10 protein-coding genes are annotated in these 12,941 nt (G+C 66.9%); 2 read left to right on the forward strand and 8 right to left on the reverse strand.

Going from position 1 to position 12,941, the window contains the following annotated elements:
* Position 1: 1 nt before the first annotated feature.
* The 5 genes from gmd to DZC73_RS04740 form a co-directional block, all read right to left on the reverse strand.
* Entirely contained in the window at positions 2-1,042 is a 1,041-nt protein-coding gene (gene gmd, locus DZC73_RS04720; protein WP_124539011.1) for a GDP-mannose 4,6-dehydratase, read from the reverse strand.
* Positions 1,039-2,187 (reverse strand): WecB/TagA/CpsF family glycosyltransferase, encoded by a 1,149-nt coding sequence (locus DZC73_RS04725; protein WP_124539012.1) that lies wholly within the window; start codon positions 2,185-2,187, stop codon positions 1,039-1,041. Before DZC73_RS04725 ends, gmd begins: the two co-directional genes overlap by 4 nt.
* A complete protein-coding gene (locus DZC73_RS04730) occupies positions 2,165-3,085 on the reverse strand; it encodes a glycosyltransferase family 2 protein (protein ID WP_235834981.1) in 921 nt (306 codons plus the stop codon). Before DZC73_RS04730 ends, DZC73_RS04725 begins: the two co-directional genes overlap by 23 nt.
* A 78-nt stretch (positions 3,086-3,163) precedes the next feature.
* The gene (gene epsI, locus DZC73_RS04735) at positions 3,164-3,850 is read right to left on the reverse strand and encodes an exosortase-associated protein EpsI, B-type (protein ID WP_124539013.1); all 687 of its coding nucleotides are present in this window, start codon (positions 3,848-3,850) and stop codon (positions 3,164-3,166) included.
* 76 nt (positions 3,851-3,926) lie between these two features.
* Complete coding sequence (locus DZC73_RS04740) at positions 3,927-4,934, reverse strand: glycosyltransferase (protein WP_124539014.1); 1,008 nt, start codon at positions 4,932-4,934, stop codon at positions 3,927-3,929.
* 568 nt (positions 4,935-5,502) lie between these two features.
* Here DZC73_RS04740 and DZC73_RS04745 point away from each other — a divergent pair.
* Together DZC73_RS04745 and DZC73_RS04750 are read left to right on the forward strand one after the other, a co-directional pair.
* A complete protein-coding gene (locus DZC73_RS04745; RefSeq protein WP_161974452.1) occupies positions 5,503-6,027 on the forward strand; it encodes a fibronectin type III domain-containing protein in 525 nt (174 codons plus the stop codon).
* 144 nt (positions 6,028-6,171) lie between these two features.
* Positions 6,172-7,773 carry a right-handed parallel beta-helix repeat-containing protein gene (locus DZC73_RS04750; RefSeq protein ID WP_161974453.1) on the forward strand — a complete coding sequence of 534 codons (1,602 nt, stop codon included), beginning with the start codon at positions 6,172-6,174 and terminating at the stop codon, positions 7,771-7,773.
* Positions 7,774-7,822: 49 nt separating this feature from the next.
* Here DZC73_RS04750 and DZC73_RS04755 read toward each other — a convergent pair whose 3' ends face one another.
* From DZC73_RS04755 to DZC73_RS04765, 3 genes are read right to left on the reverse strand one after another with little or no spacing between them, the layout of a single operon-like run.
* Positions 7,823-8,485 carry a 4'-phosphopantetheinyl transferase family protein gene (locus tag DZC73_RS04755; RefSeq protein ID WP_124539017.1) on the reverse strand — a complete coding sequence of 221 codons (663 nt, stop codon included), beginning with the start codon at positions 8,483-8,485 and terminating at the stop codon, positions 7,823-7,825.
* On the reverse strand, positions 8,482-9,207 hold the full coding sequence (cuyB, locus tag DZC73_RS04760; RefSeq protein WP_124539018.1) for a cysteate racemase: 726 nt from the start codon (positions 9,205-9,207) through the stop codon (positions 8,482-8,484). The genes DZC73_RS04755 and cuyB overlap by 4 nt, the downstream gene beginning before the upstream one ends.
* Entirely contained in the window at positions 9,204-12,770 is a 3,567-nt protein-coding gene (locus DZC73_RS04765; protein ID WP_124539019.1) for an amino acid adenylation domain-containing protein, read from the reverse strand. The genes cuyB and DZC73_RS04765 overlap by 4 nt, the downstream gene beginning before the upstream one ends.
* Positions 12,771-12,941: the final 171 nt, after the last annotated feature.

Below are 12,941 nucleotides of genomic sequence, written 5' to 3' on the forward strand. Positions count from 1 at the left end.
GTCAGAACGAGAACCCGCTCTGGTTGCGACGGATGTCGGCCTCGACCATCATCTGGCACAACTGCTCCAGTGTCGTGGTGGCTTCCCAGCCCAGGTCGCGCTTGGCCTTGGACGCATCGCCGATGAGCAGGTCAACTTCCGCCGGCCGGTAGAACTTCGGGTTCACGCGCACGATGGTCTTGCCGCTCTTGCGGTCGATGCCCACCTCGTTCTCGCCGCTGCCTTCGAACACGAGGTCGAAGCCCGCGCCCTTGGCAGCCATGGCGACGAACTCACGCACCGGCACCGTCCGGTTGGTGGCCAGCACATAGGTGTCGGCCACGTCGGCCTTGAGCATGCGCCACATGCCGTCCACGTACTCGCGGGCAAAGCCCCAGTCGCGGCGCGCGTCAAGGTTACCCAGCTCCAGCACGTCCAGCTTGCCCAGCAGGATCTTGGCGAAGCTGTCGGTGATCTTGCGCGTGACGAACTCGCGGCCGCGCAGCGGCGACTCGTGATTGAAGAGGATGCCGCTGCAGCCGAAGATGCCGTAGCTCTCGCGGTAGTTCACCGTCAGCCAGTGCGCGAAGAGCTTGGCCACGCCGTAGGGGCTGCGCGGATAGAACGGCGTCGTCTCCACCTGCGGCACCGCCTGCACGTGGCCAAACATCTCGGATGTGCTCGCCTGGTAGAAGCGGATGTCGGTGTTGACCGTGCGGATGGCTTCGAGCAGGTGCAGGCAGCCCATGCCGGTGATGTCGGCCGTGGTCATGGGCTGGTCGAAGGACACGCCCACGAAGCTTTGCGCCGCAAGGTTGTACACCTCGGTGGCACCCGACTTGATGAGCAGGCGGATGCTGGAGCCCAGGTCGGTCAGGTCGTATTCAACCAGGTGCAGGTTCGGATGCTCTGCCACGCCCAGCTCCTGCAGGCGCCAGAAGTTGACGGAGCTGGTGCGCCGGTAGGTGCCATAGACCTTGTAGCCCTTGGAGAGCAGGAGTTCGGTGAGGTAGGCGCCGTCCTGGCCGGTCACGCCGGTGATGAGTGCGGTAGGTTGGGTCATTTTTTCTCGAGCACCAAGGTGTGGGCCGCAGTGGGCGGCACGGGATTCAGAAGATAGTCGGCGCGGCAGCAGCGGATCATGCGCAACAGCCGGGGTTGTACCGCACTCACGCGGCACTCCCACGACAGGGTCTGGCGGAAGGCCCACAGCAGGCTGATCAGTGCGATCACCTCGCTGTCGGCCCAGCGGCATTCGGAAAGATCGATGTGCAGCGGGCCTTGCACGTCGGCGGCCTGGCCCAGCCAAGGCCTGAGCTTGTCGACGTTGCGTGCATCCCAGCAGCCGCCGATGCGAAGGGTCCAGCGGCTGCCCTCCTGCACCAGTTGCACCGAGGCCGACGCCAGTTGCGACTGCGCCGGTGTATGCCACATGGCGTTCCATCGGTAGGGGATCACGCTGCCAGCCAGGAGACCGAGGTAGCTGCGGCCGTCATTGGCATAGCGGCGCCACAGCGTGGGCTCTTCCTTGATGCGCCACAGCCATTCCAGGCCCAGGCGCTGGAAGGCGCGAGGCGCCCGCTGCACGTTGCCGGCCACGAAGTTCACCACCGCGCCGAGGTAGCTGATGACCGGCGCACCCAGGCGTTCACGGTTGCGTTCGATCCAGGCCTGCCCCTTGGCCACACCGATGGACACGACGATGAAGTCCGCGCCGCTGGCGTTGATGCGACCGATGAGGTCGTCGCCGCTCATGGCCTCGACGCTGCCGAAGCCCGGCGACTCGAAGCCCACGCAACGCACGCCCTTGAGGTTGCCGTTGATGGCCTCGCTGGCGCGCGCCGCCACGCCATCCGCCCCGCCGAAGAAGAAGACCTTCAGCGGCTGTGTCGCCGGCTTCGGCCGATGCCACAGCCGCTCGAACATGCTGGATCCGGCCACGCGGCCCTTGGTGGGCACACCCATGATGCGCGCCGCCCAGATCAGCGGCATGCCGTCGGGCACGCTCATGTCGCTGCGGATGACGGAGTCGCGCAGCGCGGCGTCGCGTTGCACCGCGGTCGCGAAGCTCAGGTTGGGCGTGGAGAAGAAGCACGGCCGGCCCGAGCGCGCCGACTCGCGTACGCGCTCGATCGCCTCCTCCTCGTCAAGCAGGTCGAAGGGCAGGCCGAGAACGCAGTGGACCTTACGATGGAAGTCGGGCTTCAACACGATTCCTTCGGTCGATCTCTTCGGTCGCGCGCTTCTTGCCGACGAACAGCGAGCGCCACTGGTAGCGGCGCAGGAAGCGGCGGAACTCGTCGTCGCCGTAGCGCGGCTGGCGCTGCAGCGCGCTCTTGATCCAGCCCCACATCATCGCCGCGCTGCCGATGACCGCCGGCTTGTCGCCGATGCGGAAGATGGCGCTGGCCAGCATGTACCAGAAGCCCGTGCCCATGAAGTACTGGCCGAAGCCGTGGCGCATGCGGCCGGTGAGGATGCCCGTCTGGCTGGAGCCCATGGGCCGCAGGTGCACGAAGCGCAGCTCGGGTTCGTCCCAGCTGCAGGCCACCCAGCCCATCATGCGGCACTTGTGGTTGTCGATGCCGTCCCACATCACCTCGCGCACGAAGCCGCCGATGCCCTGGAAGCAGGTCACGCGGTAGAACTTGGTCATGCCCAGCGAGGTCTCGTCGCCATGGTTCTCGGCCACGAGCTGGCCGTCGCGGTGCACGTAGGCCTTGCCGCTGCAGGTGGCGATCAGCGGGTTCGCCTGCATGCGCTGGATGAGGATCTCGAAGTAGCGCGGCGGCAGGTTCAGGTCCAGGTCGAGCTTGCACAGGAACTCATAGTCCTTCGGCTCGATGGCGGCGTAGCCCTCGTAGAAGGCCTCGATCACGCCGGGGCCGACTGCGCGCTTGCCGCGGTCCTTTCGGGTGACGATGGTGATCCAGTCGTGCCTGGCCGCGTACTCGGCCAGGATGCGCGGCGTGTCATCGGTCGAACCATCGTCGACGATGACCCACTTGGCGGGCCGCACCGACTGCGCCACGACCGTGTCCAGCGTCTGGCGCATGTACTCGGACTCGTTGCGGCACGGCGAAATCAGGACGTATCGTTGGCTCAAGAAGAACTCACCAAAAAAGCAAAGGCCGAGAACTCGGCCCGAGCGACGCTGGGTCGCCTCCAGTTGTCAGAACAGGCGTCAGGCTGGAGATTCCAGCCCGCTCAGGCGTTTGCGGTCGACGGGGGGCAAGGCCTTCAGCAGGTCGGCGACGAATGCGTCATGCTGCGTGAAGGCACGCGGTACTTCAGGATCGATGGACGACACGCGGAACAGCAGGCCATCGGGCACCTGGCCGGTCAGGCCCAGGCGGACTTCCACCAGGCGGCGTTGCCAGGTGCTTTTCACCGCCTGGTCGCCCATGGTGAACCAATAGGTCACCGGCTCGCGGCGGCGCCCCATGTTCGTGTCCAGCCGGCGTGCGTCGATGGGACCGAAGGGCGTGGACAGCAGCGTGTCGACCTTGCTGTTCAGGGTGAAGCCCTGGGCCGGGTAGCACACCTCCGGCTTGTGGGCCTGCAGGTCACCGCGCTGGTCGTCGCCGTAGGCGATGGACAGCATGATGCGGTAGCCCTGGGAATTGACATAGGTGCGCGACAGGATCTGGCTGTAGAGCTTGTCGAGCAGCTCCTTGGTCTGCGGGTTCACGACCTGGGCGGTCTCGGCCGGCAGTTCCTTCCAGTCGCCGAATTGCCGGGGGACCACGTTTTCCAGCACGTAGCGCGGCTGGCCCGGCCCGGACTTGGACGATGGACGTGCCGCGATGCCGCCGACCGCCGTCACTGCCATCAATCCGGTGAGGACGATCGCCCTGCGAACCATGCCCATGTGTTTGTGAACCCCTGCTGAGAGAGGCGATTGTATGTGGCACCCACCCGGCGGACGCCCCACGGTTTCGGGGGGCTCAGCGGCTGGAACTTGTGAGCAAAGTCTCAATCACCCGGGGAAATTCGCTGCGGAAACGGCGGTCGTTGGCGAGGAACCACGCCCGCGCCGCCTGCCCCCTGGCCACCCGCTGTGCGGGTGAATCGGCCAGGATGGCGGCCACCGCCGCCTCGACGCCTTGCGCAGACACCTTGTAGCGGTGGCCGAGCCGAAACGGTTCGGCCGACACCGAAGGCACCAGCACGCCGCGCTGGCCGTCCACGAGTTCGTTCATCGGCGGCGCATCGGTCGTGACCACCACCGCTGCGAGCGCCAGGCCTTCCACCAGCGCCTGGCCGTAGCCTTCCACCTCGCTGGGCAGGATGTAGATCGCATGCTCGCGCTGGAGTGCCAGCAAGGCCTCGTCGGACAGCCGCTCGCTGAAGTAGCGCACGTTGGGCAGCGGCGGCGCGTACAGCGGCGTGCCTTCGTCCAGCACGCGCTGCACCACCGTCAGCCGCGGCCATTCGGGGTGGCGCGCCCAGGCGTCGATGACGGCCCGCGTGCCCTTGTGTTCGCTGCGGCCGGCCACGTGAAGCGCCTCCAGCCGCCCCGACTCGGCGGCCAGCTGCCCGTTCCCGCGGTCTTCCGCGGTGAAGCCGATCCACTGCGTGCGGCAGCCCAGGGCCTGGAAGGCACGCTGCGCGTCCTGCGTCTTGCACAGCACCACGTCCAGGCCTGGCAGGTGCGCATGCAGGTCCTCGCGGAACCATTCGGGATTGGGAACCAGCACGTTCAGCCTGGCGAACGGATACCAGCCCGGGTGCATGCGCTCAAGGAACAGGTTGAGGTCGTAGCGCCCCACCAGCCAGCGCAGTGGCGCCAGCCTGCCCAGCCGCATCTTCCATTTGGCGGGCCGCACGCCCTTGAACCAGCTCACCTCGAAGCCCGCATCCGCCAGCAGCGACTGCAGCAGCCGCGCATCCACGCTCAGCCCGGCGCCGTTGTCCAGGCCAATGATGTTGATTCGTAACGGTCTGTCCGACATGCGGGCAGTAGACCACAGCGGCCCCTGGCAACCTGGCCACGAATGATCGAAACGAACATTCACAAACACGCAAGCCGGCACGCGTCGGCTTTGTAACGACGGGCAACTCCGACTCGTCCGAACGCGGCGCAAAGGGAAAAAAACCGGCACCTGGACCTTGGCAAGTCCCCGGGAAACCCCCTGGTCCGGAAGCTGCGAATGGGTTGGCGTCCCCGGTGGGGGACACGCACAAGTGAAAGCTGAATCGTGATGGGTTCACTGGATCGACACCGCACCACTGCGAAGGCAGTCCGCGTTTGCCAGTCCGGCGCCCATCAGGCTTGCAGAAGGTTACAAATCATTGACCCCGCTTACAGGTCGGTGATCAACCGCGGCAGCCACCCACCGAAAAAACGTAAGCACCCGGCGACCCACGCTTCAACCCCCAGTTGGACAACGTCAGGAGCACTGTTCGAGCGACTTCCACGCCCAGCGTCACACCGACCCCAGTCGGTTCCTTCGCTCTCCGTACCGCAAGTGGCTGGCTCGACCGCCATCGCTTGCACCGTTGTGATTGATGGAGCGATTCATGAGAACCAATCTGGGCCGCGCTGTTCGTGCCCGCGTCTTGATGTCCCTGTCTGTTTGCTTCGCAGCCGCGCTGACGGCCTGCGGCGGCGGTACCGACGCTTCCTCCGACACCTCCGCCGCGCAGGCCGAGGACGGCACGGCCAACGCCCAGGCGCTGGCCCAACGCACGATTCCCACTGCGCTGCCCAAGCAGCAGCAACCGGGGCAGGCCATCGGCCAGCAGCCGATCACGCAGCAACCCGTCAACCAGCAGCCGGTCGCCACCGGCACCATGACCGTGTCCTGGGCAGCGCCCACCACCAGCGCGGACGGCCTGCGCCTGGGCGACCTGACGGGCTACCGCGTCTACTACGGCACCACCAGCGGCAGCTACACCGCGGCGGTCGACGTGCCCAGCGCCACGACCCTGAGCGCCACGATCAACGGCCTGCCCACCGCCACGTACTTCGTCGTGGTCAAGGCCTACGACTCGTCCAACAACGAAAGCAGCGCTTCCTCCGAAGCCAGCTTGGCCGTCCGCTGATGAGCACCGCACCGGTCCGCACCATGAGCATTGCGCGGATCGGCGAAATGAGGAATCTGCGTCAGGTTGACGTGACGATTTGAGGTTAGATTCCGCAAGGCCCGGGAGGTCGGGTTCAAGCGGGGTCCGATTGGAGCAATGAAGATGAATTCGATTTTGAAAGCCGGTTTGTCCGCCGCCGCCATCGCGCTGATGAGCGCATCCGCGTCGGCCACGGTCTACTACGTGTCGGACTGCCAAGCTGGCGCAGCGGCCGGCTGCGTGGCTGGCAATGACGCCAACAACGGCACCAGCCCCGCCACCCCCTGGAAGACGGTCAGCAAGGCCTCGTCGATGATCGGCAGCCTGCTGGCCGGCGACGAAGTCCGCTTCGCCCGCGGCGCATCGTTCAGCGCCGCCCGCCTGCAGATCTACAACACCCGCAGCCGCGCCGCGACGCCGCTGGTCTTCGACAGCTACAAGCCCAGCTGGGGCACGGGCACGCAAAAGCCCATCCTGATGGCCCCCACCGGCGCTCAGGCCGTGCAGTTCGAGGACTCCGGCAACGCCGACCACGACGAAGGCTACGTGGTGCGCAACCTGGACCTGCGTGGTTCGGGCTCCAGCATCGGCGTGTTCATCTACAACGATGCCGACTACATCACCCTCGAGAACCTGGACATCAGCGGCTTCGCCATCGGTGTGAACTGCTCGGAGTCCAACGCGGCCAATGCCGGCAGCAACGCCCGCAACGACTACATCACGCTGCGCAACTCCAACATCCACGACAACAAGGACATCGGCTACCTCGGTGGCTGCGCCAACGTGCTGGTGGAGAACAACCGTTTCGACAACAACGGTTTCGGCGGCGGCACGATGATCAACCGCAACCACAACATCTACATCAGCACCGAGGGCACCAACGTCGTCGTGCGCGGCAACACGCTGACGCGCAGCGCGGTGAGCGGCGGCGTCTGCGGCGGCGTGCCCATCGTGGCGCACGGCAAGCAAGTGGGCCTGGTGATCGAGAACAACGTCATCGACGAGACCACCGGCGCCGGCCCCGGCTGCTATGGCATCCAGGTGAACCCCGGCTACGGCAGCATCGCCGAGTCGTTCACCGGCGCGATCATCCGCGGCAACAAGGTCATCAACCCGGGCACCATCGGCATCGCCGTCGGCTCCTGCCCGAGCTGCGTGATCGAGAACAACTTCATCGTCAAGGAAACCTCGGGCCTGTTCGTCGGCATCGCCATGCCATCGGAGAACATCGAGGTCGGCGTCGACGCCGCGGACACCAACCTGACGGTGCGCAACAACTCGATCTACGTCACCTCGCCGACTTATGGCAGCCAGGGCATCCGCACGGAGACCTACGGCACCGGGCACAAGGTGGTGTCGAACATGGTGGTCTTCGGCTCCGCAGCCTCGGGCACCTCGTGCTTCAGCACCAAGGGCCTGACGCTGGCCAGCTTCACGGCCTTCGACAACAACCTGTGCTACTCCACCGGCGGCGTCGCCTACAGCGCCACCTACAGCAAGCTGGCCGATGCACAAGCCGCCGGCTTCGACCGCAACGGCCAGTTCAAGGATCCGCTGCTGGTGGCGGTGCCCTCGGCGGCCAACGGCTACTCGATGAAGGCAACGGCCACCTCGCCCCTGCTGAATACGGGCAACACGCTGTACAGCGTCATCTCCGGTACGTCGAACATCGGCGCCTATGACCGCACCCCGCCGTCGCCCCCGCCGACGGTGAGCATCAAGTAAGTCAGCCCACTTGAAGACAAGCGCGGCGCCTTCGGGCGCCGCGCTTTTTTCATGGCGGCAGCTCGAAGGACGTGAAGGCGTGATCGTCCCTGAGCCTGAAGCTGCCGGCCAGCACCCGACCCAGCGGGGCTGCCGAAGACAGGTGCTCGTTCAGCCGCAGCCGCATCGTGCCTTCGGCAACGTCGAGTTCGATCACTTCCGCAGCGAAGTGATCGAAGAAGCGCCGCACCGACGGGTACAGGCACTTGTACAGGCTCTCCTTGGCGGAGAAGCACAAGGTCGCGAACAGGCAGCGCTCGATGCCCAGGCGCCGCCCGAGTTCACGCTCCCTGGCGATCAGGCAGACGCTCTCCACATCGTCGGCAAGCTTCGGCGACAGCACCCGCTCGATGTCGATGCCCACCGCCCCGACCGCGCTCGCCTTCGCGACGGCCACGCCGAGGATCGTGTCCTTGTGGGTGATCGAGCCGACGAAACCGGGCGGCCACACCGGCGAGCGATCGGCTGCCACGCCGACTTCCGTGACGCTGCTGCCCAGCGCCGACAGCAGCTCGGCAGCACAGCGCCGGCCCGTCTGGAACTGCCGCTGGCGCGCCAGGCGCCGTGACGCAAGGATCTGGGCGTCACCGCCGCCAGGCTCGTTGGCCGGCACCAGCGGTTCGATGCGCTGCAGGACCGCCGCACCGAGCTTGAACGGCAGGCCTTCGCTCATCGAACGGCAGTGGCACGCCGGAAGTGATCGATGGCCGCGAGCGTCAGCGCATCGGTCGAATCCACGTACCGCGCCGGATGCGCCGCGCACTCCCGCTGCAGCCCGATGGGAATCTCGGTGCAGCCGAGGATGATGACGTCCGCGCCGCGGTCGAACAGGCTGAGTGCCACCTGCTCGAAGGCCGCCTGTGCCTGGTCGATCTCGTTGGCCTTCACGTGGGCGATGCCCGGCGACACCAGCGTCTCGAATTGCAGGGGCGTCGCCGACAGCACATCGAAGCCGCGGTCGCGCAGCGCCTGTTCGTAGATGCCGGTGCTGTGGGTGCCCAGCGTGGACATCACGCCCACCACCTGGGCCTTCGGGTTGTGCACACGCACCTGCGACACGCTGGCCTCGGCGATGTGCAGGATGGGCACCGCTGAGGCCTGCGCCATCTGCGCATACCAGTGGTGCGCGCTGTTGCAGGGAATGCAGATGGCCGACACGCCGGCGCGGTTGAGGAACTCAATGCCCGACAGCAGCTGCGGCAACGGCGATGGCCCATGGCCGACGATGCTGGCGGTGCGGTCGGGCGTGGTGCAGTCGCCGTACAGCAGCACGGGGATGTGCTCCTGGTCGCAACGTGCGGTGCAGTTGCGCGCGAGCTTGCTCATGAAGTCCGCCGTCGCGAGCGGCCCCATGCCGCCCAGCACGCCGAGAAACCCGTGCGCAGCCGTGCTCATGCGGAAGCGCCCGCCGGTTGTTCCTGCGCCTTGGAAGCGGCACCGCTCACCGAGCCGTAGTACAGCGCGTACAGCTTGGCCATCACCCACCCGAAGCCGCCGAAGAACATCGCCAGCGGAATGATGAGCGCCGGGCCGCCGGGCATGCCCCAATGCACCAGCAATCCCTTGATGCGAAGCACGAGGTTGTGGCACACGAAGATGGGCAGCGACAGCTGGCCCAGCACGCCCAGCAGATTGAAGCCAACCCGTGCCGGCGCAGGCAGGCGCTCATGGGCATTGAGCGCGACCGACAGCAGCGAGGCCATCAGCAGCACGGTGCCGCCGTAGAAGATCCACTTCCACAAAGGCATGATGGCCGCGTTCTGGATCTGCTCGAAACTGCCGGTGGACTGGTACAGCAGCCCCAGTCCGAACACCGTGGCCGCCAGGCCCGCGAGGCCCAGGCGCTGCGACAGGTCCGACAGCGCATGCTTGCCTTGCGACCACTCATGCAGGTAGTAGCCGCCGGCCAGCCCGCACAGGGCGCCCGCCGACATGTTGAAGTAGTTGAACTTGGCCACCACCATCAGTCGCATCAGCTCCACGAAGCCGGTTCGCTGCTGCTCCAGGAACAGCCACTGGAAGCCCTGGTAGATGAAGTGCGCCGCCACCGCCATCAGGAACACCGTGCGGTACACGTTGGAGCTGCGGGTGATGAGCCTGAACCACCACGGCGCCGTGGCCAGCGCGATGGCGTAGTACAGCAGCGCGCTGTAGAAACTCGTGAAGAAGAGCGTCGAGTCCAGCGCGACGCCGTTGCTCACGAGCATGCCGATGTCGAAGGCCGCACGCACGAACACGCCGCCGATCACCAGCCACATCGCCTGTCGCAAGGTCTTGGTGGCAGCCTGCGGCTCGCTGGCATAGCGCGGCAGGAAGATGTACCCCAGGCTCAGGCCGAACATCAGTGCAAAGCCCGGCGTGGCCGCGTTGAACAGCGGCATCAACGTGCTGCCCACGCCATGCCACGCATCCGGCAGCCGGTTGAGCAGCCCTTCGAACCAGTGCCCCGCCACGAGGATGGCCACGAGGACGCCGCGCATCACGTTCACGAAGAGGTTGGTGCGCACTTTGGGCGGCATGCCCATGTCTTCGACGGGCGCCTTGCCTTCGGCCATCTGCACGATCTGGCGGATGGACCAGCCCTGGAAGATGCCCCGTGCATACCCGTCCGGGATGCCAAGCCGCTGCATGCGCACGAGCGCCGTGATGGCGGTGAGCGAATCGCCGCCCAGTTCGACGAAGCTGTCGTTCACGCCAACGCGGCCATGGCCCAGCACGCTTTGCCAGATCGCGATGAGCTCGGCCTCGCGGGCATTGCGCGGCGCATCGGCCGCATCCAGCGGTGCAGTTGCGGGTTCCGGCGACGCAGCCGGCGGCGTCAGCGCCTTGCGGTTCACCTTCCCGTTGGGCAGCAGCGGCAAGGCATCGAGGACGACGAAGGCCGACGGCACCATGTTCTCCGGCAGCCGCGCGCGCAGGAAGTCGCGCACCGAGGAAGTCGGCTGGCTGGCGCTGAACACCACATAGGCCACCAGGTACTTGCCCTGCTCGCCCTCGTGCGCCACGACCGCGGCCTCCTTCACGCCGGGGCAGTGGCCGATGGCCGCCTCGATCTCTCCCGGCTCGACGCGCACGCCGCGGATCTTGACTTGGTTGTCCATGCGGCCGCGCATGACGATGAGCCCGTCCGCGCGGTAGCAGCCGCTGTCGCCCGTCATGTAGAGCAGGTCACCGGCCTGGTCGCTGAACGGATTGGGCACGAAGACCTTGGCCGTCGTCTCCGGCGCGTTCAGGTAGCCCAGCGTGCGGAAGGGCGTGCGGATCGCGATCTCGCCCAGCTCGTGCACACCGCAGACCTGCTTCGCGCGGTTGAGGATGACGATCTGCGTCTGCGGCTGTGGCCGCCCCACCGGCTGCACGCCCGGCTCGGGCTGCAGCACCGGGTGGAAGCACTTGATGAGCGTCGTCTCGGTCGGCCCGTAGAAGTTGGTGACCAGCGCATCCTTCTCGCCGAAGCTCGCGCGGAAACTCTTGATGAGCGAATCGGTCAGCGGCTCGCCAGCCAGGAACACGCGCCGCAGCGCCGGCAGCTTCAGGCCTTCGGGCGCGTTGTTGATCCAGGCGCGCAGCAGCGAGGGCACCACGTGCAGCACGCTGATGCGTTCGGAGGCCATCCACGACAGGATGGCGCCGGGGTCGAGCACGTCGGCCTCTTCGGGGATGCTCAGCGTGGCCCCGCTGGTGAGCGCGAGGAACATGTCGCGCAGCACCATGTCGAAGGACAGCGTCGTGATCTGCGCCGCACGGTCGCCCGGGCCGATCTCGAAGGTCTTGCGCTGCCAGTCGAGGAAGTGCGCGAGGCCCTGGTGGCAGCCCACCACGCCCTTGGGCACGCCGGTGCTGCCGGAGGTGAAGAAGATGTAGGCGGGTGCCGAGGGCACGAGGTCGGGCAATGCCGACTGCGACACGGCACCCGGCGCCGCGCCTTTGACGAGACCGCTGTCCGGATCGATCTCGATCACCTGCAGCCCGTCGCCATCGAGCGCGCTCGATGGCCCGATGCGCACCATGAACCGCGCCGAGGCCTGCTGCACCATCACCCGCTGCCGGTCCAGCGGCAGCTTCGGATCGATGGTCAGCAAGGTGGCACCGCTGCGGAAGGTGCCCAGCACCGAACTGACCGTACCGAAGCTGCGCGGGCCGGTGACCACCACCACGTCCGACGGCGTGACGCCCAGGCCGCACAGCGTGGCCGCCAGCGCCGAAGAGCTGCGGTCGACCTCCCGGTAGGACCAGGTGCGTCCGGCCTTGCGTATCGCGACGTCATCCGGACGCGATGCCGCCATCGCGGCGAAGGCCTCGGGCATCAGCGGATAGCGTGGCACCTCGATGGGCTGCGACGGATCGGGCAGCAGGCGGCGGCCCAGGTCGGTCATCAGCGAATACGTGAGCACGGGCCGGTTCGCGTCCCGACAGGCCTGGTCCCACAACACCCCCAGCTGCGCCAGCAGCTCGGACATGCGCTCGGCCCTGAAGAGCCGGCCATCGAAGGACAGGCGCACGCGCAGCGCGTCGCCATCGGCCGAGCACGCCAGGGCCAAGGGGGCCGAACCGGCCAGGGGATTCGCCTCGGCATCCAGCAGGCAGACGGTGCTGGGCGTTGCCGCGGCGGGTGCGGGAGCGGCGGCCTGGCAGGCACCGATCACCTGTGACAACAAGGTGCCGTCCTCGAACTCGATGCCAACCACGCGCAGCGGCTCTTGTGCATCGACCACCGCCAGCGCCAGCGATGACTGGTTGGTGTGCCGATGCAGCAGCGTGGCGAAGCAGGCCACGACCCCATGCTTCCAGCCCTGCGGCCCCGCATTCAGGCGAGTCTCAGCCTCGATGCGTGCGGCCTGGTCGTCGCAGCGGCCAAGGTCGGCCGGCAGCTCGAACCAGGCAATCTCGGACGTCGAAGGATGGGATGGATGGGCGTCGCGGGCTTGCGCGCCGCGGCCCTGGTTGGGGCTTTGCAATTCTGTCTCCGGGATGCCGTCGCCTGCCCGTGCGCGGCCGGGTTGCCCCGGACGCCGCCTCCCCGGACAACCCGGGCCCACGCAGGACGCTTATTCTGTCGCATCACCCCCTGGAAACGGCGCCTTTGCGCTTCAAGCATCGCCCGATCCCCTTGTCCACGGGGGACATCC

It is taken from the genome of Rhizobacter terrae (genome assembly GCF_003852895.1).
GTDB lineage: Bacteria > Pseudomonadota > Gammaproteobacteria > Burkholderiales > Burkholderiaceae_C > Albitalea > Albitalea terrae.

Excerpts from the sequence above, each read along its gene's own strand:
- DZC73_RS04755 (WP_124539017.1), bottom strand. The coding sequence starts at position 8,485 with ATGAGCGAAGGCCTGCCGTTCAAGCTCGGTGCGGCGGTCCTGCAGCGC.
- cuyB (WP_124539018.1), bottom strand. The coding sequence starts at position 9,207 with ATGAGCACGGCTGCGCACGGGTTTCTCGGCGTGCTGGGCGGCATGGGG.
- epsI (WP_124539013.1), bottom strand. The coding sequence starts at position 3,850 with ATGGGCATGGTTCGCAGGGCGATCGTCCTCACCGGATTGATGGCAGTG.
- DZC73_RS04740 (WP_124539014.1), bottom strand. The coding sequence starts at position 4,934 with ATGTCGGACAGACCGTTACGAATCAACATCATTGGCCTGGACAACGGC.
- gmd (WP_124539011.1), bottom strand. The coding sequence starts at position 1,042 with ATGACCCAACCTACCGCACTCATCACCGGCGTGACCGGCCAGGACGGC.
- DZC73_RS04745 (WP_161974452.1), top strand. The coding sequence starts at position 5,503 with ATGAGAACCAATCTGGGCCGCGCTGTTCGTGCCCGCGTCTTGATGTCC.
- DZC73_RS04750 (WP_161974453.1), top strand. The coding sequence starts at position 6,172 with ATGAATTCGATTTTGAAAGCCGGTTTGTCCGCCGCCGCCATCGCGCTG.